The sequence below is a fragment of the Treponema bryantii genome, assembly GCF_900111035.1.
GTDB lineage: Bacteria > Spirochaetota > Spirochaetia > Treponematales > Treponemataceae > Treponema_D > Treponema_D bryantii_C.
Map to the genome: position 1 here is coordinate 627097 of NZ_FOFU01000001.1, position 22717 is coordinate 649813.

Sequence of the window (22717 nt, forward strand, 5' to 3'; positions counted from 1 at the left end):
ACAATACCGCCTACTTTTTCAATTTAGGGTCAAAGGCATCACGCAGGCCATCACCTAAAAGATTCAGACTTAAAACAATAAGACAAATCATAATTGCAGGGAATACAAGCTTGTACGGATAGCTCTGAAGACCACCACGTGCCGAGTTAGCAAGTGAACCAAGAGAAGGCATTGGAGCCTGTACACCAAGTCCTACGAAACTAAGATAGCTTTCTGTAAAGATTGCAGAAGGAATCTGAAGTGCTGTAGAAATGATAATAACTGAAAGACAGTTAGGAATAATATGCTTACGGATTATGTGACCAGGCTTAGCTCCGATTGAACGAGCTGCCAGAATATATTCATTTTCTTTGATTGAAAGAATTTGAGCGCGGATAAGGCGTGCCATACCTACCCAGTAAAGAAGTCCGAATACAATGAAAAGTGAAACCATATTAGAACCCATTCCTGCAAGGAATGAATCCGGCTTAAACTGAAGAACGTTAGAAAGAACAACTGAAAGAAGAATGATTACCAGCATATCCGGCAGCGAATAGATTATGTCGACGATTCGCATCATTATGAGGTCGACCTTTCCTCCTGCATAACCGGAAATACTTCCGTAAATAATTCCAATTAAAAGAACGATAATGCTGGCAAAAAAGCCTACTACAAGAGAAACTCTTGTTCCGTAAATTACACGGATAAAGTAGTCGCGGCACTGCTCATCTGTTCCAAAAATATGTGGAAAGCGGAAATTGCCCTTTTCAATATAAGCCTGTTCAGCTTTACTGTATTCAAATGGTCTTAGATTTTTTGCTCCCTTATCGCGTTTTCCTTCAACAGAAAGAATTTCTTCATAGCTGTAAGGTACGATATGTGGTGCAACTGTAATTGTTACAAAAATAAAAGCAAGAATAATTATACTTGCAACAGCAAGCGGATTCTTAAAGAGCTTTCTCATACCATCCTTAAAAAATGTTGTACTTTCGCTCATTACATCCTGCTGCTTTTTTTCTTCATCAGTAGCCTTCTCAAATTTCTTTAAATCAAGCTGAAGGCTCATAGCCATTTTTTCCGGTGTTTTATTTACATCAAAAGTAGTCATATTACCTTCCTGCCTTATTCGTATTTAATTCTTGGATCTACTACCTTGTACAGCAGATCACAGATAACATTTGCGACAACCATGAGAGTGGCAAGGAAGATAGTTGTAGCCATAATCATTGTATAGTCACGGTTAGTGATTGCACTTACAAACTTTGAACCGATTCCACCAACTGTAAATACAGTTTCAACAACCATAGAGCCGGTAATGATGTATGCAATTTCCGGTCCTGCATAAGTGATGATTGGAAGTAGCGAGTTTCTGAGGGCGTGCTTAAAAATCACCTTATACTTAGAAACACCCTTTGCCTTTGCTGTACGGATATAATCCTGACTGAGTGCATCGAGCATACTTGTTTTAGCAAGTCGCGTTGTGTAAGCCATCGGATACGCTGCAAGAGCAATTACAGGCAGTAAATAGTTTGTATGTTCTGCTGACCATACCGGAATCCAACCGAGTTTAATACTGAAAACTAAAAGAAGTAAGGTTGCAAGAACGAAGCTTGGAACGGCTGTAAACAGAGTTGAAAAAAAGATGATTAAACGGTCAGGCCACTTATTGCGCATAAGGGCAGCAAGACTTCCAAAAATAGTTCCAAGAATAAGGGCAACTATTACAGCAGAAAGACCAAGTCTGCATGATACAGGGAAAGATTCACTGATGATTTCTTTAATTTCCCTTCCATTTTTAAGACTTACACCAAAATCTCCGTGAAGAAGATTTTTCATGTACATAATAAACTGAACATAAAGTGGTTTATCAAGATTGTAGCGTGCATTCAAAGATGCAATTGTAGCCTCGCTTAAGGCCTTCTCTTTGTTGAAAGGTCCGCCAGGAATGGCATTCATCAAAGCAAAAGTAATAACACAGATAAAGAGAACGGTAAATAAAGCGAGGAGTATTCGTTTAAGAATATATTTCCACATAACTTTTATCCTATCGTATTTTGAGCATCCTTGTGATAGTACTACTATTACGAAAAAAATAAAAGTATTTGTGAGAAAAAAATAATATTTTTTATGATGATAGGGAAACTACTCTAGTCTTCTACTTTTAATACTTCCCTTCGATACTTTGTACCAATCTCTGTGAGCTTGAATTTCTGGATTTTTCCTGAACCAGTCATTGGGAACTCGTCCATGAACATAACCAGCTGTGGCCACTTGAACTTTGAAAGCTTGTCACGGCAGAACTCAATAACATCCTGTTCAGTAAGAGTTTTTCCTTCATGGAGGATGATGAAGGCGCCGGTGATTTCACCATAGCGTTCACTCTTAACTGCAGCTACCTGAATGTCTTTAATTTCAGGCATCTGAATAAGGAACTCTTCAATTTCGCGAGGATAAATATTTTCACCACCGCGGATAATCATATCTTTAATACGGCCGGTAATCCGGTAATTTCCGTTTTCATCCTTTACACCAAGGTCTCCGGAATGAAGATAGCCGTTAGCATCAATAGTTTCTGCTGTAGCTTCCGGCATTTTGTAATAACCTTTCATTACATTCCAGCCCTTACAGCACATTTCACCCTGCACTCCAACAGGACATTCCTTGCCGGTTTCTGGATCAAGAACCTTTACATCAATACCTTCAAAAGCGTCACCTACAGTAGTAGCGCGAACTTCAAGGCTGTCATTCCAGTGGCTCTGTGTCATTCCAGGGCTTGTTTCTGTAAGACCATAAACCGAAGTAATTTCCGGCATATGCATTTCGTCATTTACGCGCTTCATCAGCTCTACAGGAACTCCAGAACCTGCCATAATACCTGTACGAAGCGAAGACAGATCAAACATGCTGAACATAGGATGGTTCAGTTCTGCAATGAACATGGTTGGAACGCCGTAAAGCGAAGTACACTTCTCTTTCTGAATAGAAGCAAGAGCTACAAGAGGGTCAAAGCTTTCGAGCAATACGTGGGTACCACCGTGAGTCAGACAAGCCATAACTCCAAGTACAATTCCAAAACAATGGAAAAGTGGTACTACAAGACAGAGTCGTTCATTTTCTGTATAGCGCATGCGTTCACCAATGATAAATCCGTCATTGATGATGTTGCGGCTTGTAAGCATAACTCCCTTAGGGAAGCCTGTAGTGCCGGATGTATACTGCATGTTTACAACATCTTCCGGAGTAACTTCTGCTTCAATTTTATGAATGATTTCGATATCAACATGTTGACCAAGAAGCAGGAGTTCAGGAGTTGAATAAAGTCCGCGGTATTTTTCAGGTCCCATGAATACAACATTTTTGAGGCATGGGAAACGGGCAGATTTAAGACAGCCGCGTTCATACTGGTCGAGTTCAGGAACAAGCTCCTTAATCATCTGAACATAGTTAGAATCTTTTACACCGTCTGTAAGACAAAGTGTAGTAAGATCAGACTGCTTAACAAGATATTCAAGTTCGTGAAGTTTATAAGAAGTATTTACAGTAACGCCAACTGCTCCAAGGCGGGCACAGGCAAACATATAGGTAAGCCAGTCCGGAACATTTGTTGCCCAGATACCAACATTATCACCCTTGCGTACACCGATGGCATATAGTCCGCAGGCAAGGTCGTCTACACGCTTATCAAACTGCGCATAAGTAAAGCGAAGATCACGGTCTGCATAAACCATGAATTCATGTTCTGGATTTGCCTGAGTTTTCTGTCTTAAAAGCTGTGATAAAGTTAATTCAATCATGCAACACTCCTTAATAAGGTCACATAATTTTATAAAAAAAAAGACAAAAATTCAATAGAAAAGTTTATAAATAATAAATATATTTAGTATAATTAAACTTATAGTTTGTCTATTTAAAAGTTACACAAGAGCCGGCAATCTTTTTACTTTCATATACACCACTATCTATAAGCTTATAGTTGTCTCCAAAATCGGCTGGTTCTCCTGACTTTATAATTGTAGCACCAATACTTGCAGTAATTGCAGTTTCACCAATTTCTGGTATGACAATAGTTTTAAGATTATCTATAAAGCGATTAATAATTGCTTCTGCTATCTTCTTGTCATGAACTTCAGCTGCATAGGCAGAAAATTCATCTCCTCCTAAACGGAAAACAATATCATGTTCACGGAAGGCAGTTTTAAGACAATTTGCAACATTTATAATTACTTTGTCTCCTGCTCCGTGGCCGTAAGTGTCGTTAAAGCTCTTAAAATGGTCAATATCAAGAAGAATGAACAAACCACCATTTCCTTTTTTCAGATTATCTTCAACTTTTAATTCTCCACTTACACGATTCAAAAGACCTGTCATTCGGTCTGTTTCAGAAAGTACAATAAGTTTTTGCTTTTCTTTAGCATCATTTACGATTTTGTCAATATTCATAATACCAACAATTATTGTATCTGAATTCAGTTTCATATATTTGAATTCATAAAAATGAAGTTCACCTTTATCATCAATACGATAGCTGGAAGAATATTCATCTGACTCATTAAGTTTTTGAATTATGGTATCAAGGGCAATTGCTTCATTCATAAAAGCTCTGTCTTCAGAATAAACCCTGTGTTCAATGTATTCACTAAAGAAGGTATCGTATGAAGAATCTGCAGAATAATTTTCCATAAAGGATTCAGGAACATAGCCGCCAAGCTTTACAGGTTTTACTGTTCTTGTTGTAAGATTTATTGTTAAAATATTTGCATAATCCCGGCTAAGTGCATTTACAATATTGAACTGTTCCATGAGATTGATTTCATTTCTTTTGTTTTCATCAATATCAGTAAAGAGTCCTACATAGGTTTGTGGTTTACCATCAGGACTGCGGATAATATTCCCCGCAGCATGATACCATTTCCATCCATTATTTTTTGTTAGAAGCCTGTATTCAACATCATAAACTGTATTACCGGTTGTATCATTAACAGTATCCCAAAAGGCTTTTAATACAAAGTTTTTATCACTTTTATGTAGTCTGTCTGACCAGGCTTCAAGTGTATTTGGAAATTCTTTTTCAGAATCAAAACCTAGCAGTTTACGGAAGGTTTCAGACCAGTTACATTTTGTTATCTGTCCGTTTTCATCAAACTCAATTGTCCATGGCCCAGAAGACAAAACTGAGTGAATAATCTGCATGGCATTAGTTTCTTTATTTAATTTTTCGTATGCAAGCTGAGTTCTTTGACTGACTATTTTTTCCTGCTGAATTTTAAAATGTGAAGCATTTCGAATAATCAAAATAAATTCTATAAATAACAAGAAAAACAGAGCAAATATAAAGAATACATGAGATCTCGTTTGCTGCATTAGCGATTCAATATTTGAACCAACCTGATCATTGATTGCAGTTTCATAAACAAGAATTGTGAGAATCCAGCCGGTGCTTTTTACAGGAATATAAAAAAGATGTGCTTCTTCATCTCCATAATTAATATTAACAAGACCTGAACCGCCGGCTTCAAAATCATTTATAATCTTTTTTATCTTTTTTGATTCATTTTCGCTTGAAGAAATTGTTGAAAGAAGATTAACTCCTGCCGGTAGTTTTCCGAAATCTGAATTAGTAAGACTTTCTCCATTTTTATAATAAAGATTAACATAGGTTTCCATATCATCATAACGATAGGCCATAGAACGCATCAGCTGATTAATATTAATCTCTACAAAGCAGGCTGTAATTTTGGAATTATTAAAATAAAGGCCTGAAACAGGAACTGCAAGAAAAAGCTGTTTCTCTCCTCCATAATTTAATACAGTAGAATAAATTGGTTTTGTAATTTTTTCTGCAAGGAAAGGATATCTTGTTTTTCCAGAACAGGTACTATGCGAAGTATATACAAGACCATTTTCATCTACGAGTGCAAATGTGTCCATGTTATAAAGCCTTCTTATATTACCAAGATAATTTCTAAGGGCTTTTGGAGATTCAAGGTCCTTTTGTGAAATTATATCGAGTGCGTTATTAACATAATTATATTTTTTGTCTAGCTCATTAGAAATAAAAGAGGCTCTGTTTTTTGCAATTTCTTCTATATAAAAATAACTAATCTTATCAATTGCCTTATCAGTAACTTCTTTAGTAGTATCTGCTGTTCTTACTGACATAATTAAAAAAAGAATAATCAGAAGTCCCATTAATGAAGTTATAATTATTTGAAAAACGCGTTTTGCCTGCTTTGTCATTGCTGCACCACCTATTCCATTATACCATAAAGCGAACGAAGCAATCCTGCTGCATCTTTCTGATAAAATACAGTTGTTGTTTCTTCTGTTTTTTCAGGATATAAACTTCCAGGACTTACACCATCGGCAATTTTTATTGCAGTTGTAATTGTATCAAAACCAATTGAATAACAGTCCTGAATGGCCAGCGCATAAATAACTCCATCGCGGAGATATTTTATAGCACGCTCATCATGATCCATTCCGACGATAATTACCTTACCTGCTTTTCCAGCTTCTTCAACTGCACGTCCGGCTCCAACCGGATTACTCATATTACAGCAGATGATTCCATCAAGATCAGGATAATTTACAAGAAATTCCTTTGTAAAATTATAAGCATTAATATCACTGTCTTCGTCGTATTTTACATCAACGAGCTCTATCCCTTCATATTTTGAAAAAATCTTTTTTGCACCTCTTGCACGGTCTTCGTGGCAAGGGGCTCCTTCATTTCCTACAAGCATTGCAACTTTGCCTTTGAAATTGAGTGTATAACAAAGAGCTTCTGCAAGATCTTCTCCATCTTCAAAATTATGAGTATTACCTACGTATGCAATTCTATTACAGCCGTTTTCTTTTCCAGAATCCGAACTGGAAAAAGTCATAACCTTGTTACCTTGTGCAATAATCTGATTGATTACAGGAGTGACAATATCTATATCTGCAACATCAACACCAATAACATCATATTCTTTTAAGGCTGCAGCCTTTCTGATTCTATTTACCTGGTCATTTGCAGACATTGCTTCTGGAGCTCGGTAATCATAAGTGATATGAATCCCCTTTTCTTCAAACTGACGTACGGCGTCTTCCATTCCAAGCGCAACTGCATCCCACCAGGAATGAACTATTTTATACGTAAAATAAAAGTTATAGTCGGTTTTTTGCGGCTTATAAGAATCAAGAATTTCTTTATGAATGACGTTAGATTCAGAAGCCGAAGAAAGCGTCTGCGGGTAGTTTTGAGGCATTGAATTGTTTATATTATTTTTTTGATTACGATTTTTTAATCCTTTTGATGAACAGCCTGACATTACAAGCACAAAGGCAAGGATGGTCAAGCTGAGAAAATAGAACTTAAGTCTTCTCATATCTTGAACTCCAGTTATCAATTATAACAAATATTTTAAATCTAAAAACACCAAAAAACAAGTTAAATTACAGCAAAAAAAAATATCGCAAACTGGCCTGAATCGATATATAATATTTAATATGAGAGATTTATTTGAAAGAACTATTCTCATTGTTGATGATGAAGCGATCAACCGCGATATTCTCGGTAATATCATTAAATCAGAATACAAGGTTATTTATGCGGAAAATGGAAAGGAAGCCTTAGAAATAATTCATTCAAATGGCACTACAATTTCTCTGGTTTTACTGGATTTGCTTATGCCTGTAATGGATGGAAATGAAGTTCTAAAAACTATGAACGAAGAAGGCATAATTACTGATATTCCTGTTATTGTTTTAACCTCTGAAAAATCCAGTGAAATAGAAAGTCTTAAACTTGGTGCAGCAGATTTTCTTACAAAGCCTTATGATTTACCTGAGGTTATTCTCGCTCGAGTCCGCCATTCAATTCAGTTATTTGAAAATTCAAAAATAATTCACGCTACAGAATTTGATAAACTTACACTTCTCTACAGTCCTGAGTTTTTTTTTGAATATGCTTCACAGTTTGATCAGCGTTTCCCTGATACTGTAATGGATGCAATTGTTATAAACTTTACACGCTTCCATCTCTTGAATCAGTTGAAAGGTCGCAATTTTGGTGATGAAGTTTTGAATGCAATGGCAGATGGTATACGTAAAGTTCTTCTGAAAACTGGTGGTATTGCCGGCCGCAATGAAGCAGATTATTTTTACCTTTATGTTCCACACCAGAATGATTATGGTATTTTTCTTGATAAGATAAATGAAGCTCTGTCATCTCTTCTAAAACCTTCTGAAACCCGTTTAAGACTTGGTGTTTATTCTGATGAAAAACACAGCTTTACAATGCTTCAGCGTTTTGATCATGCTGTACAGGCCTGTAATTCCCTGCGCAGTAAAACTTCCGGCAACAGCGATATCTGTATTTATGATGATATGATGTCTGAGAAAGAAGTTTTTGATGCTCACCTTTTGCAGGATTTTGAAGCTGCTATCGAGCAGAAACAGTTCAAGGTAAACTATCAGCCAAAGTTTAATATAAAAGGAGATAAGCCTGTTTTATGCAGCGCAGAAGCTCTTGTAAGATGGGTGCATCCTGAACTTGGTTTTGTTCGTCCTGACTTATTTATTCCGCTTTTTGAAGAGAACGGACTTGTTACAAAACTTGACCGTTATGTCTGGGAAGAAGCAGCCCGTCAGATAGCTGCATGGAAAAAAGAGCTTGGCGTTACAATTCCGGTTTCAGTAAATGTTTCTCGTGTAGATATTGCAGCACCTGACATGATAGATTTTATAACTAAAATTGTAAAAGAAAACGGACTGTCTGCTTCTGAATACATGTTAGAAATTACCGAGTCTGCTTATACCGCTGATTCAAAGCATATCATCGAAGTTGTAAAAAATCTTCGTTCACTTGGACATAAAGTTGAAATGGATGATTTTGGTTCAGGCTACTCTTCCCTGAATATGCTTACCTCTATGCCAATTGATGTTCTTAAAATGGATAAGGCATTTATCAGAAATATTCAGCCAGGCAATAAAGAGATGAAACTTGTTGAACTTGTTCTTGATATTGCAAAAAATCTCGGAGTACTTGTTGTCGCAGAAGGTGTTGAAACTGAAGATGAACTCAAGCTTCTTAAAGAAGCTGGTTGTGATATTATCCAGGGATATTATTTTTCAAAACCGATTCCACCTGAGGAAATGTTGAGGTTTGTATGATTACACTGGAAAACTTAAAAGCCAATGGTACAGATACAGAAACCGGTCTTGCTCGTTGTCTTGGAAAAGAAGATTTATATCTGAAGCTTGTGAATATGGGCTTGGGAGACACAAAGTTTGAAGAGCTTGGAACTGCACTGGAGGCTGAGGATTTACAGAAGTCCTTTGAACTTTGTCACGCATTGAAAGGTGTAATCGGAAATCTTGCTATCACGCCATTGTATGATGCTCTTTCTCAGATGACTGAAAAACTTCGAAATAAGGAATCTGCTGATTATTCGTCTTTATATACAGAAATAATAAAGCTTCGTTCTAAGCTCTGGAAATCTTAAATCATGAAAAAAACACTTATTATAATTGCTAACTTTTTGATTGTTCTTTTCACAATTTTCTTTGTTGTACTCTATGCCCGAAAGCAGAGTTCATCAATGGAAATTTACAATACCGAAAATTTTATGACAATGTCCATCGGTATGGAACAGGTAACCACAAATTATCTTGAAGGTGAACAGCGTCTTTGTGATTCCTGGGCAGCCTGCATCAACAGTCGTAAAATGAATATGAATGAAGCAATGTCTTATCTCAAGGTTGCTCAGCGTATTCCAAATATTTCTGCTCATATCATAAATCTGAATACATTTAAGGGATATTCAAATAAACCAAAAATTGATAATCCTGATGAATATAATGTTTCCTATAAAGAAATAGATATTTTTTCTTCTTTGAATGAGCTTCTTGGCCAGCAGGATCAGGTTAGAGTTACCCGATCATTTACAAATCCTATGAATGGTATTCAGTCCATTGCATTCTGTGATCTTCTGGAGCTTAGAGTTGATGATTCAGAAAATGGCAGCAATATAAACACTTCTGCAAGTGAAATCAGCACAAGTAAAAGTAAATCTTCTAGATTTGAAAAAGCAGTTTTAATGAGGGTAATTCCAGTTGAAACACTTTCGAGCAAATGGGTATTCCCGTCAGAAAAATATAGCGACGCTCAGATTTCAATTATCGACAAGCAGGGAAATTATATAATAAAAGGAAAGTCTTTTAAAAATTCTAACTTCTTTGAATTTTATAAATCTTATAATCAGATAAATAATGATGATTTAGAAAATCTCCAGAACGAGATTCACGAAACCGGAATGCTTACAATGCAAAACTCAAAAGCAGAAAGTTGTCTTATTGTTCATGTTCCGGTAAATACTTCATTTGACTGGACTCTCATTACTTATATTCCAATGAAGGATATTACAAGAAATGATATCGACTGGCCTCTTGTTATTGTCGTTTCCATCTGTCTTATAATTCTTCTTTTCTTTGATATTTTGATAATCATGAGATTCAACAGAAAACTTGCCTCTGCTGCAGAGGAAGCGGATTATGCAAACAAGGCAAAAACAGAATTCCTTTCTACTATGTCGCATGATATACGAACACCGATGAATGCAATTATAGGTCTTACAACAATTGCAGAAAATAACGTAAAAGATTCTCAGTATGTTTCTGATAATCTCAGGAAAATTAAACTTGCAAGTAATCATCTTTTGACACTGATTAACGATATTCTGGATATCTCAAAGGTTGAACGTGGAAATATTAGTCTTTCTCCTGTCACCTTCTCTATTGTTGATTCTGCCGAAAATCTTGTAAATATTTCTCAGCCAATGGTTCGTCAGAAAAATATTGATTTCAGATTCAGAAGTAAAAATATTAAACACGAATTTCTTTTTGCAGATCAGCTTCGTATCAATCAGATATTTATAAATATTCTTTCTAATGCATTGAAATATACTCCGAAGAATAAACATGTTTATGTTGATTTAACTGAATATCCGAGTGAAAAGGATGGCTGCATAAAACTTGAATATAAAGTTTCTGATACCGGAATTGGTATGCCTGAAAGTTTTATGGAGATAATGTATGAACCTTTTATACGCCAGACAGACAGCCGTATCAATTCAATTCAGGGAACAGGTCTTGGTTTAGCAATCACAAAAAAGATGGTTGATATTATGGGCGGCCAGATTGACTGCCAGAGTATCGAAGGTCAGGGAACCACCTTTACTGTCACATTAGATATAGAAGTTTCTTCAAAAGCCGAAAATGAACAGAAGCTTCCACCAATTGAAGTTCTTGTTATAGATGATGATGAAGTACTTCTTGAAACTGCCTGCGAAACACTTACAGCTCTTGGAACAAATCCTGAAATTGCAGAATCAGGTGATACTGCCCTTACAAAACTCCTTGCAAAAAAACAGGCTGGAAAATCTTACAATGTAATTATTCTTGACTGGAAGATGCCAGATACAAATGGAGTTGAGCTGACAAAAAAGATTCGTGAAATTGCAGGAAAAGATATTTCTATTCTTCTGGTATCCGCTTATGACTGGACACAGATTGAAGAGGATGCAAAACAGGCCGGAGTAAACGGCTTTATTTCAAAACCTCTTTTCCGTTCTTCATTGTTTAAGAAGATCTGCGAAGTATTAAGACTCGAAGAAAACATCACTGCTCAGGAAGAAAATAATTCTGACATAGCAGATATGAATATTCTTGTTGTTGAAGATATGGATGTAAACTGGGAAGTTATCTCTACACTTCTTGATATGTACGGAATTAAAAGCCAGAGAGCAGAAAACGGAAAGGTCGCAGTGGATATGCTTAAGTCTATTCAGCCTGCAGATTATGATGTTGTCTTTATGGATATTCAGATGCCGGTAATGAATGGTCTGGAAGCAACCCGTGAAATCAGAAAACTTGATAATCCGTATGCTGCGGGAATCCCGATTATTGCGATGACTGCAGATGCCTTTTCTGAAAATGTAGCAGAATGCTTTGCAGCTGGGATGAATGGACATATTGCAAAACCAATTGATATTCATAATGTGATTAAGGAACTTAGAAAAATCCGTCAGGCCAAACCTGATTTTACAAAGAGAGATGATTATGAAAAATAAACTAACGAAGATTAGTCTGATATTTTTACTGATTTTTTTTGTTTGCAGTTTATCCTGTTGTAAAAAGAAACTTAATGATGATGCCTTTATCCCTTATCTGGATACACTTACAAAATGCAAAATACAAATTGCAGGACGCTATCAGAACTTTGAAGCTCTTGAAGCGGAATTCGATCGCTTTAATGAGTTTTATCCTGATGTAGAGCTATCTTATACTTATCTTGATAATTATAAAGTAACAATTTCCACTGCCCTTGCTGGAGCCGATGCCCCCGATATTTTTATGACATTCCCATGGATGCTGGATAAAACAAATTATAATCCGCTTCTGGATAATGCAGAAAATCTTGCTGATGTGGACAAGACTGGAATTGAGCTTTCTGCAATAAATCAGAAACTTTTGTTTTTCATGGCTGACGGTTCTCTTCCAATGGTTCCGGTTTTATGTGCTGCAAATGGAATGCTTGTAAATGAAGATCTTTTCAAGAAAGAAGGAATTGAGATTCCAACTAACTATCGTCAGTTACTTGATGTGTGTCAAAAGTTTATTGAGGCTGGTTATAAGAGCCCGATTCTTTCAGATAATTCTGAAGGTTCTATCATTTCTTCTTTGATTTTCCCATATTTCACAAAAGAAGTTTTGAATGATACTGAAGCAATTGCAAAATTGAATAAGCTTGAACCAGAAGCCGGTGAATATATGAGATCAACTTTGGAATGGGTTGAAAGCTTTAAGGAAAATGGCTTTATAGATTTAGAAGAATGCAGCAAGATTAAAGATAATTATTCTGCTGTAATCATGCGCTTTTTTGAAGGTGATGTTCCAATGATGCTCGCTTCGGCTGATGTTGTTTCCGGGACAAAAAAACGTGAATCACTATCAAAAGAATTTACTGCCAGCCCATTCAAATATAGTTTTTATTCAGTTCCTGTTATGGAAAAAGGTGGTGCTGTTCTTGAAGTTCCTTCTGTTGAATTCTCTGTGAACAAAAACAGTAAGAATCTTGAAATGACAAATGAGTTTATGCGTTTTCTATTACATACAGCAGAACTGAACAATCTTGCTATGATTAAGCGTTTAATCACCTGCTCTACCGTATATTCTTTTGATGATGTATATGCGCCGCTGGAAAAAGCCGAGCATTTATATCAGCTTGAAATTGGAATTATGGATAATACTTACAGTCAGTTACGAGTGGCTGCTTATAAGGTATTTACAGGTAAAATGTCAGTTGATGAGGCTGTTAAGAATTACGGAAAATTTTAATCTGATGAGTTCTGTTTTTCTAAAAGCATTTCTGCGTCTGCACGACCCTGGCGGGCTTCAAGGGTAGAATATGAATTAACTCCGTCTACAGCGTTCTGCTGTGGCGGATTTTTTTTTGTGTCTTTTGTTTTTTTCTTTAGAGCCTGCTGAAGCGCCCAGGAAGAGGAACGGTTCATCAGGCTGTAGTATTCTTTGTCGTCCATTGAGTTCTTATACAAATGGATTGCCACGTCGCTGCGCTCCTCGCAATGACATTATGCATCGTCATTGCGAGCGTAGCGAAGCAATCCATTATGCAGGAGTGTATACAACGGCCAGGATCTTAGCCTTCTCGTTTCCATGGCTGTGAACATGGTGAGCAACGATTGATTCATAATAAATTGAATCGCCCTGTTTGAGCTCGTACTTGTCCTTGCCATAGATGATTTCTACTTCGCCTTCGAGAACGTAAATGAACTCTTCGCCTTCGTGTGTTGAAAGTTTAATTTCTTCTTCTGATGAAGGGAAAATGTCTATGATAAACGGATCCATGTGGCGGCCCGCTTTGTTCTGTGCGAGTGTGTAGAAGTCGAGGTCAGAATTAACTGCGTTTCCGCGGTCAGAAAAGCGTGTTACTTCTTTCTTGTCCTGAGCCTTAGTAACAACTGGTCCGAGGTTTTCATCATCGTCCATAAAGGTACCAAGACGAACACCAAGTACACGTGCAATCTTAATAAGCGGTGTAAGGTTTGGAACAAGAGAACCATCTTCAATACTCTTAATCTGTTCAGCAGGCAGGTTTGTGCGCTCTGAAACATCTTCGATAGAGAGCTTGCGGTTTTCGCGAACAAGTTTTACCTTTGCACCAATTTTATTTTTCTCACTCATAATATTTCCTTAAGGGTAAACCTAAAAATTGCTTTCGCAATTTTTTTAACGGTTTGCTATTTATCACCGGGCGCCAGCGCCCTTACTCACCTTTAATGTCGTAGTCTTTATTATAGGCTGCTTCAATTGTAGCAATGTTAATCGGATTGAACTTCTTGTTGCGTGCAGAGATTGCCTCATCCAATGCGAACTCGAAAGGCTTAACTCCGCTGATCATACCTGGGCAAACCTTTGCAAGACAACCAAGAACAACCATGTTTGCACCGCGGGCATTGTTTGTTTCAGCAGCCATGTCGTTTGCTGGCAATGCGAGAGTTCTGATGTCTTTACGAGTAGGTTCTGTATCAATCAAAGAAGAATTGTAAATCAAAAGTCCTCCCGGCTTGAGCCACTTTTCAAACTTAGTCATAGAAGGCTTGTTGAGGGCAACTACTACATCCGGCTTTTCGATAACCGGTGAAGCAACTTCTTCATCACTAACGATTACAGAACAGTTAGCAGTACCACCGCGCATTTCTGCACCGTATGAAGGAATGTGTGAAACGTATTTGTCTTCGCTCATTCCGGCAAGTGTAAGGATTTTTCCGGCGAGGATAACACCCTGTCCACCGAATCCTGCAAAAATAATTTCTGTTGTCATACGAATCCTCCCTTACCTACTTTGTTACTACGCCGGCAACTGGAGTTGCTGCTTCAGGTGCATTACCAGCAGGAATGTCTCGGAATACACCAAGAGGATAATATGGCTCCATCTGATCCTTTACCCAGTCAGCAGCAACAGTTGGAGCTACACCCCAGTTTGTAGGACACATAGAAAGAACTTCAACAAAGCTGTAGCCCTTTCCTTCTTTCTGATATGTAAGAGCCTTTTTGATGGCTGCCTTTGTTTTGTTGATGTGTGGAACATCATAAACAGCACAGCGCTCGATATACTTTGGTTCAACAAGAGTGTTCAAAAGTTCGCAGGCACGGATAGGATAACCAACTTCATCAGCATTACGTCCGAAAGGAGTTGTCTTTGTAACCTGACCAACAAGAGAAGTTGGAGCCATCTGACCACCAGTCATACCGTAGATAGCATTGTTGATAAAGATTACTGTGATGTTCTCACCGCGGTTTGCAGCGTGAACAGTCTCCCCTGTACCAATAGCAAGAAGGTCACCATCACCCTGGTAGCTGATTACAAGCTTATCAGGATGAACACGCTTCATACCTGTAGCAACTGCAGGAGCACGTCCGTGAGCAGCTTCACAAGAGTCAACGTTGATATAATTGTAAGCGTAAACTGCACAACCTACAGGAGCAACAAGAAGTACATCCTGCTGGATATTCATTTCATCAATAACCTGTGCAATCAGCTTGTGTACGATTCCATGACCACAACCACCACAGTAGTGTGTTGGTACGTCATTCATTGATTTTGGAAATTCATATTTCTTAGTCATAGCTCTTTACCTTCTCAATAATTGCATCAACCGAAGGAATGATTCCACCCGGCTCTCCGTAGAAATCAACGTCACTTACTTTGTGACCTGAATAAAGCTTAACATCCTGAACCATCTGTCCCATAGACATTTCTACAGTAAGGATTTTCTTTGCTTTAGCACATGCTGCTTCAAGTTCCTTCTGTGGGAATGGCCAGAGTGTGATTGGACGGAAAAGACCAGCCTTGATTCCCTGTTCGCGAAGCATCTTTACGGCCTTCTTACAAACACGTGCACAAGTTCCGTATCCTGTAAGAACAACGTCTGCGTCATCACACATAAATGTTTCTGACATTGTTTCGTTGTCCTGAATATTCTGATAGTTAGCAAAGAGTGCCTTTGTGTGTGCGTTGAGCTCACCGTCAATTCCAGAAAGCTTAAGAGACATAATCTTGTTCTGTTTGCGGTCTGGAGTTTTACCTGTAAGAGCCCAAGGCTTTGGAGGGAACTTTTCTACAAAGTCTGGAAGTACACAAGGTTCAGACATCTGTCCAAGGTATCCGTCTCCAAGAATCATACACATAACGCGGTACTTGTCTGCGATCTCAAAAGCCTTGAGTGTGCAGTCTGCCATTTCCTGAACAGTACCTGGAGCGATAACTACAACATGATAGTCACCGTTTCCACCACCGCGTGTTGCCTGGAAGTAGTCTCCCTGAGCACCGGAAATGTTTCCAAGTCCAGGGCCTCCGCGCATCATGTTTACAACAACTGCTGGAAGCTGAGCTCCGGAAATATATGAGATTCCTTCCTGCTTCAATGAGATTCCAGGAGAAGAAGATGATGTCATACAGCGTGCACCTGCAGCAGAAGCACCCATTACCATGTTGATTGCGGCAAGTTCTGATTCTGCCTGAAGGAAAGTTCCTCCAACTTCTGGAAGACGCTTTGCCATGTAAGCCGGAATTTCGTTCTGAGGAGTGATAGGATATGCAAAGTAATAGCGGCAGCCGGCTCTAACTGCAGCCTCACCTATCGCCTCGTTTCCTTTCATCAATACTTTATCTGCCATTATTCTGCCTCGATTTCAATTACGCAGTCCGGGCACATTGTTGCACACATACTGCAGGCAATACAGCTTGCCTCGTCGTTACATACAGGGTAATTAACGCCCTGTCCGTTTGTTTCTTTTGACATTTCAAGAATCTTTTTTGGGCAGACGCGGATACATAGTCCACAGCCCTTACAGCGTTCCTTGTTGATTAAAGGTCGTCCTTTAGCCATATACCTCACCTATTTTTTATAGCTGTTCAAACATTATTGACCGACTATACTCTTATAATGATATATGATGATATAATATAGAAAACGAGAGGTTTATACAATACAGTTTTACTAAAAAAATGTAATATTATTAAAGTTTTAAAGTGGTAGTAAAATTAGAAGATTATTATTCAATAACATCACAAAGTCAAACTTAAATGTTTAGTCCTTGTAACTCATCAAACCTGACTCCAGACAAGATTAATGGTTCAATTCGTTTAATCTCATATGGAATATTGATTTTCTCAAACTCATTCAACAAAAAATTAAAAAGAGTCTTATCTTCAAAAGATTGTATATATGAAAGGAAAAAGGTGTTATTAAGGCATTTAAGCTCACATACTACGTCTTCGTAACAAGGTTCCGCAATGCCATATAACTCCTGAACATAAGGATCAAGCGGACCGAAAGTTTTTGTTTTTACATAGGAAACTACGACAGATACAGTCTGAGCACGTTGAATAAATGCTTTTTGTGTCAAATCTATTTTTGTTTGCAATGGGAATTGACTAAGCATCTCCCAGCCAAGTTTAACACCTTTAACCAAACGCAGTATTTTTTCTACAGAAGCTTCTGCTTTTAATTGGTCACGTTTTGTTTTTAGAGTTTCTTCAAGATCTATATTTTCTTGTTCTTTATAGTAATCAAGATGGGCAAATTCAGGAAAAGCCCTGTAATTATTCATGTTTCCCACAATTGATTTACCGTCAATGGCAACTCCCACTCTGATTACTTTTTTTGATTCAGGATCAAAACGACGCATTGCTCTGACAAGAAGTGTTGAAATCAGAACATTTGGAGTCGTGCACTTCTGCTTGCAATAGTTCATTACCGTTGATTCAGGCATTTGCATAAAAACTACATTATTGTGATTTCTTTCGCCTATTTTTTTCTCGGAGAAATGATAAATCTGATCCGGACTAAGAGTATCTGGGACAGAAAGCTCTACGGAATCAAGGTCAAAACCAGCAAACGGATTTCCAGTCTCAGACTCAGGAATTTCTTCTCCGGGGAGATGGAAACCTGTCGGATCAAATTTTTTACCGGTTTTTCGTGTCAAATAGCAGAACAAGAGGCTTTTCAGATATGCAAGAAATCCAGTTCCGTCAGACAAAGCATGAGAAAACTCAATAACAAATCTGTTCCCGTCAACTTTAACCGACATAAAATGATAGTTAGATTCATTACTGAAAAGCTTTATAGGCTCCCAAGAATCTCTAACAACTATCGGCAACGGGTTCGGAACAATAACAAGATCATCATCTTCAATATTTACTTTTCCGTAAAAATATGGAAAGCGAGTTCTTAATTCCTCGATTACTTCAGAAAGTAAAGCAACATCTATTGGCTCTTTCAATGCAACATAAGGTCCGGCTATATATGGGTTATAGGACGTACTTTTCTGAACTATTGGATCGTAATATTCTTTTCTACTCATACTTTTTTTTCTCTCCTTAACTAACTTTTATAAGTTTTATTACATATTCTACATTCCAAACCACTGCGCAGCAGTCTGATCTGCCAGCTGCAAGAGAATAACCAGCGGGTTCTGCAGGAAGTTTGAGTAATTGAACATTTCTGTATCTGTTAAATCAGAAAAGCCCATGTGGCGGCTTACAGCTTCAATTACCATTCTGTTATTTATGATAGAAGGTAAAATCTCAATCATCATCAAAACGGATTCGTTTCCGTGACCAAGATTACGGTTATCGTTCAGTGTTTTATAGAAAGGCTGTTTTATCCAGTTGCCGGTGATGTCTTTTGTGTTACGGTACTCTACCCCATAAAAACCGGTCTTACAGAAATCATGACAAAGTGCTGCAATAAAAATATCATAAGCACGAACTGTATAATTTGTAGCTTCAGGAGAAGTATAAAAGTTTTCAAGCACAGTATGAGCAAACTCAAGAGACTGCTTGATTACCATCAAAGTATGAAGGCTAAGACCGCCTTTAAAGTTTCCGTGGAATCTTGTTGATGCAGGTGCTGTCCAGAAGTCTGTACGGTCAAGCCAGTCTTTCATACTTGCAGCTTCAGTTGCATCTTTCATTATGTAATCTATCATTTCTGTGATACATGGTTTTACTGCTTCAATCACACTTTTACCATCAGGCTGGCAAGGTGAAAATTCATTGTAGATGTCCAGGAGTTCATTTACTTCTGTATAAAGTTCTTGTTTTTCGTTATCTGTCATAATACTTTTATTATATCAATCTAATATAGTAATTTCTACGCGTCGGTTTAATGCTTTTCCCTCTGCAGTATCGTTTGACGCAATCGGTTTTTTACTTCCACTTCCCTTGCAGATAAATCTTTCTTTACTGATTCCCCGTTTAGAAAGTGCATCAGTAATTGAATAAGCACGTTCCTTTGAGAGCATCAATTCACCAGCTTCATAACCAGTATCAGCTGTATGTCCTTCAATCATAAACTGAGCACCTTCTGCGAGTTTCAGGATTTCAGCAATCTGATCAAGTCGTTTTTCTTCACCGGGAAGAAGCTGTGCACTGTCTGCTTTAAACTGAAGATTTTGAATTGTAAGGCGGATTCCAGCTTCAGTGTTGTCTACTGTAATTGGAGCTGTTTTATTTGTTTGATTTTCTTCAAGCTTTTTTTTCAGTTCTTCATAAATCGGTCGTTGCAGTAAATTTTCCGCCTCATCATCATCCAGAAGTTCCATACGCTTAAGAGCCGCAATCAGCTTGCTTCTGTCTATTGCCGGCGGATATTCAGTGAACAGAGAAATAGTTCCTTTAAACTGATATTTATTTCCATCAGTATAAACAAAAGTTTCATCCACGTTATCACGGATAACAAAAGCAGCTCCTGTCTGTTTGCTTACGATAATTGTTGCTTTATGACTGCCCTGAGCATAGGAAAGTTCTTTATCTCCTCCCCAGTCAACATACATTGTCGTTCCACCCATATTGTAACGGGTCGCCCACTGAGCGGAAATAAGATATACCGGTTCTCCATTATAAACGTCATCGCCGGTATAAGTATATTGAACGTAAATCGGCATTTTTGTGATTATGCCTTTAGAAAGAGGATCAACAGCTCTGATTGCTTTTGCTTCCCAAACATCACCCTTTTTGAGTTTATGGGCAGAATAAGCCGGAAAACTTCTGAAACTTGGATATCCGTTATCAACAAGCATTGTCAAATTGCCATCATCATTTATAAGAAAAGAAGAAGGAATTGCTTCATGAATACCAAGCGCAACCTGTGTTTTGTTTCGGTTTGTATCCTGATCAACAAAAAAGTCTCCTTCATAGACGAGACCTTTATCTGTCCAGCCTGGAATAATAAACGCAGAAACGATTTTACTTTGCAGCCCCACATATTTTCCATTCTGATAAACACGTAAATCACTGCGTTCTGTAAATTTATAATTTCGGCTTCCCTTATATAAAATCACTTCATCTGAATCTGGTGAAAGTTCTCCCAGCGGATGAGTGATTGCAGATTGCCCCGTAAGTAAAAAAGTAAGATTAAGATTTATGATGATAAGAACAAACCCGACTTTTTTAATTCGGGACAATCCAGGAAGTTTCATTTAGATACCAAGATCCTCGCCAACAAGAATAATCTTAATACGTCCTTCTGGTCGACACATGCGGGTTTCTACAAACTGACAGCAAATAGAATCCGGGCTCAGACAGTTTGCACATTCTCCAGTAAGTGAACAAGGAGCTTTTGAGTCTGGGAATCGCTGATTATTTACAGGAGCAGCATAATTGCGAACGCGTGAATAAGCTGCATCCATATCCTTTACGATTTTATTCATTCCGGCAATAATCAGAATATTTTTAGGTCCATAACAGAGAGCCGCAACACGATTTCCCTTTCCGTCAATATTAAAGAGTTCACCAGTTTCTGTAATAGCATTAGAACTCATAAGGAAGGTTCCACAGTTCAAAGCCTGATGCATAAGCTCTTCACTTTCTTCAGGACTTTTTGCAGTTGCACGGTCAATAATTTTATAGCCTTTATCTGCCAGCATTTTTTTGATTCCAAGGGCATCAACAGTCATAGTTCCACCCCAGCTTACCGAGTGATCAGCAGGAATCAGCTCCAGCACCTTAGCCGCAACATCTTTACTGTCAGAAATATAATAAGCCTCAAAATGTCGTTTTTTAAGTGCCTCAACAACCTTAGGCCCAGCCAAATCATTTCGTTTTTTCAAAGGTTCTAACATACACACCTTCCTTTTTTAAGATAGAAATATTTTAACATAAGTAAGTATGATTGTCAGTTAATAATTAGTTATAAAAATTGTAAAAATTTACATTGCATAAAATATTTTTTTAGTGTACAGTGACTTACTTACATTAAATATTTACAGCGAATTCGCTGTCGTAGTGGAGAACGTTTATGTCGGAAAAAGGCACAAATCAGTATTACATTACCAGACAGGATTCCACAGAATCTAATGCCCGTAGCTACCCGCGAAAATTCCCATTCGCAATTGCTAAAGCCAAAGGCTCATGGGTTGAGGACGTAGAAGGAAACAAATATCTGGATTTTTTGTGTGGAGCGGGAACTTTAGCACTCGGCCACAATGATGACGAAGTAAACAAGGCGATGGTAGACCTGATTCAATCAGATGCACCACTTCATACCCTTGATTTAACCACCCCTGTAAAAGATGAATTCGTGGAAACGATACTTCGCCATCTTCCTTCTGAATTAGGAAATAATGCGAAAATTCAATTCTGCTCACCATCAGGAACTGATGCAACAGACGCTGCCATTAAGCTCTGTAAAACTGCAACAGGCCGTTCATCTGTAATCTCCTTTGCCGGCGGTTACCATGGAATGGGCCAGGGGCCACTTGCCTGCATGGGAAATCTCCATGCAAAAACTGCAGTTACTGGTCTTATGCCTGATGTACACAGCTTCCCTTACCCTTATGCTTACCGCGATCCATTTGGACTTGGCGGAGATGCCGGTGTAAAGGCAGCTTGTAATTTCTTTGAGCGCACTCTTAAAGACCCTGAAAGCGGAATCACAAAACCAGCCTGCGTAATCCTTGAACCAATTCAGGGTGAAGGCGGTGTAATTCCAGCTCCTGTTGAGTTCCTTCAGACAGTACGTCGCGTAACAAAAGAACTCGACATCCCTCTTATTGTAGATGAAATTCAGTGCGGTATGGGACGCAGCGGAAAGCTTTTTGCTTTTGAATATGCTGATATCGTTCCTGATGTACTTTTACTTTCTAAGGCAATCGGCGGTTCACAGCCAATGGCAGTTGTTGTTTATAATAAAGAACTCGACAAGTGGACAGCCGGAGCACACGCAGGTACCTTCCGTGGTAACCAGCTTGCTATGAAGGCCGGAACAATTACTTTGAACCGTGTTTCTCAGCCTGATTTCCTCGCTAATGTAATTCGCAAGGGGGACAATATCCGCTCACACCTTCGCGAACTTCAGAAGAAGGTTTCGATTATCGGAGATATCCGTGGTAAAGGACTTATGGTTGGAACTGAGTTTGTTGATCCGAAAGGTACTCCAGACTGCATCGGTTCTCTTCCTGCAAGCGGTGAAATTGCTGCTGCTGTACAGAAGATGTGCTTTGAAAACGGCCTTATCGTAGAAAAAGGCGGTCGCAACGGTGCAGTTATGCGCTGTCTGTGTGCACTGAACATTACTGACGAAGATCTCGGCAAAGCCTGGAAGATTTTCGAGAAGTGTGTACTTGAGATTGATAAGAAATATAAATAATTTAATGAAACATAATTATC

At 38.2% G+C, this 22717-nt stretch carries 20 protein-coding genes; 5 read left to right on the forward strand and 15 right to left on the reverse strand.

Going from position 1 to position 22717, the window contains the following annotated elements:
- Nucleotides 1–10 precede the first annotated feature (10 nt).
- From BMY21_RS03100 to BMY21_RS03120, 5 genes are all read right to left on the reverse strand, one after another.
- Nucleotides 11–1087 carry an ABC transporter permease gene (locus tag BMY21_RS03100; RefSeq protein ID WP_074640784.1) on the reverse strand — a complete coding sequence of 359 codons (1077 nt, stop codon included), beginning with the start codon at nucleotides 1085–1087 and terminating at the stop codon, nucleotides 11–13.
- Nucleotides 1088–1101: 14 nt separating this feature from the next.
- Nucleotides 1102–2013 carry an ABC transporter permease gene (locus BMY21_RS03105; RefSeq protein ID WP_074640786.1) on the reverse strand — a complete coding sequence of 304 codons (912 nt, stop codon included), beginning with the start codon at nucleotides 2011–2013 and terminating at the stop codon, nucleotides 1102–1104.
- Between the two features lie 113 nt (nucleotides 2014–2126).
- Nucleotides 2127–3773, reverse strand: a complete 1647-nt coding sequence (locus BMY21_RS03110) for an AMP-binding protein (protein ID WP_074640788.1) — start codon at nucleotides 3771–3773, stop codon at nucleotides 2127–2129.
- A gap of 109 nt (nucleotides 3774–3882) precedes the next feature.
- Nucleotides 3883–6216 carry a diguanylate cyclase domain-containing protein gene (locus tag BMY21_RS03115; protein WP_074640790.1) on the reverse strand — a complete coding sequence of 778 codons (2334 nt, stop codon included), beginning with the start codon at nucleotides 6214–6216 and terminating at the stop codon, nucleotides 3883–3885.
- Between the two features lie 11 nt (nucleotides 6217–6227).
- Complete coding sequence (locus BMY21_RS03120; protein ID WP_074640792.1) at nucleotides 6228–7349, reverse strand: substrate-binding domain-containing protein; 1122 nt, start codon at nucleotides 7347–7349, stop codon at nucleotides 6228–6230.
- Nucleotides 7350–7470: 121 nt separating this feature from the next.
- Between BMY21_RS03120 and BMY21_RS03125 the strand changes: the two genes are divergently transcribed.
- From BMY21_RS03125 to BMY21_RS03140, 4 genes are read left to right on the forward strand one after another with little or no spacing between them, the layout of a single operon-like run.
- Complete coding sequence (locus tag BMY21_RS03125; protein WP_074640794.1) at nucleotides 7471–9135, forward strand: two-component system response regulator; 1665 nt, start codon at nucleotides 7471–7473, stop codon at nucleotides 9133–9135.
- Nucleotides 9132–9467 carry an Hpt domain-containing protein gene (locus tag BMY21_RS03130; protein ID WP_074640796.1) on the forward strand — a complete coding sequence of 112 codons (336 nt, stop codon included), beginning with the start codon at nucleotides 9132–9134 and terminating at the stop codon, nucleotides 9465–9467. Before BMY21_RS03125 ends, BMY21_RS03130 begins: the two co-directional genes overlap by 4 nt.
- Nucleotides 9468–9470: 3 nt before the next feature.
- The gene (locus BMY21_RS03135) at nucleotides 9471–12092 is read left to right on the forward strand and encodes a response regulator (RefSeq protein WP_074640798.1); all 2622 of its coding nucleotides are present in this window, start codon (nucleotides 9471–9473) and stop codon (nucleotides 12090–12092) included.
- A complete protein-coding gene (locus BMY21_RS03140; protein ID WP_074640799.1) occupies nucleotides 12082–13359 on the forward strand; it encodes an ABC transporter substrate-binding protein in 1278 nt (425 codons plus the stop codon). Before BMY21_RS03135 ends, BMY21_RS03140 begins: the two co-directional genes overlap by 11 nt.
- Here the strand turns inward: BMY21_RS03140 and BMY21_RS03145 are convergent.
- From BMY21_RS03145 to BMY21_RS03190, 10 genes are all read right to left on the reverse strand, one after another.
- Complete coding sequence (locus BMY21_RS03145; protein ID WP_143064152.1) at nucleotides 13356–13562, reverse strand: hypothetical protein; 207 nt, start codon at nucleotides 13560–13562, stop codon at nucleotides 13356–13358. The genes BMY21_RS03140 and BMY21_RS03145 overlap by 4 nt on opposite strands.
- Nucleotides 13563–13650: 88 nt before the next feature.
- Complete coding sequence (locus BMY21_RS03150; protein WP_074640803.1) at nucleotides 13651–14226, reverse strand: helix-turn-helix domain-containing protein; 576 nt, start codon at nucleotides 14224–14226, stop codon at nucleotides 13651–13653.
- A gap of 82 nt (nucleotides 14227–14308) precedes the next feature.
- Nucleotides 14309–14866, reverse strand: a complete 558-nt coding sequence (locus BMY21_RS03155) for a 2-oxoacid:ferredoxin oxidoreductase subunit gamma family protein (protein WP_074640805.1) — start codon at nucleotides 14864–14866, stop codon at nucleotides 14309–14311.
- A gap of 16 nt (nucleotides 14867–14882) precedes the next feature.
- Nucleotides 14883–15671: a thiamine pyrophosphate-dependent enzyme gene (locus BMY21_RS03160; RefSeq protein WP_074640807.1), complete on the reverse strand. Its 789-nt coding sequence runs from the start codon at nucleotides 15669–15671 to the stop codon at nucleotides 14883–14885.
- Nucleotides 15664–16722, reverse strand: a complete 1059-nt coding sequence (locus BMY21_RS03165; RefSeq protein ID WP_074640809.1) for a 3-methyl-2-oxobutanoate dehydrogenase subunit VorB — start codon at nucleotides 16720–16722, stop codon at nucleotides 15664–15666. The genes BMY21_RS03160 and BMY21_RS03165 overlap by 8 nt, the downstream gene beginning before the upstream one ends.
- Complete coding sequence (locus BMY21_RS03170; protein ID WP_074640811.1) at nucleotides 16722–16934, reverse strand: 4Fe-4S dicluster domain-containing protein; 213 nt, start codon at nucleotides 16932–16934, stop codon at nucleotides 16722–16724. The genes BMY21_RS03165 and BMY21_RS03170 overlap by 1 nt, the downstream gene beginning before the upstream one ends.
- 193 nt (nucleotides 16935–17127) lie before the next feature.
- A complete protein-coding gene (locus tag BMY21_RS03175) occupies nucleotides 17128–18411 on the reverse strand; it encodes a PH domain-containing protein (protein WP_074640813.1) in 1284 nt (427 codons plus the stop codon).
- Nucleotides 18412–18459: 48 nt separating this feature from the next.
- Entirely contained in the window at nucleotides 18460–19167 is a 708-nt protein-coding gene (locus BMY21_RS03180) for an HD domain-containing protein (protein ID WP_074640814.1), read from the reverse strand.
- A gap of 15 nt (nucleotides 19168–19182) precedes the next feature.
- Entirely contained in the window at nucleotides 19183–20529 is a 1347-nt protein-coding gene (locus tag BMY21_RS03185; RefSeq protein WP_074640816.1) for an OmpA family protein, read from the reverse strand.
- Nucleotides 20530–21171, reverse strand: coding sequence for a lactate utilization protein (locus tag BMY21_RS03190; RefSeq protein ID WP_074640818.1), 642 nt, complete (start codon nucleotides 21169–21171; stop codon nucleotides 20530–20532).
- A 176-nt stretch (nucleotides 21172–21347) separates the two neighbouring features.
- On the opposite strand from BMY21_RS03190, the gene BMY21_RS03195 reads away from it, so the two are divergent.
- A complete protein-coding gene (locus BMY21_RS03195; RefSeq protein WP_074640820.1) occupies nucleotides 21348–22697 on the forward strand; it encodes a diaminobutyrate--2-oxoglutarate transaminase family protein in 1350 nt (449 codons plus the stop codon).
- The last annotated feature ends 20 nt before the right edge of the window (nucleotides 22698–22717 follow it).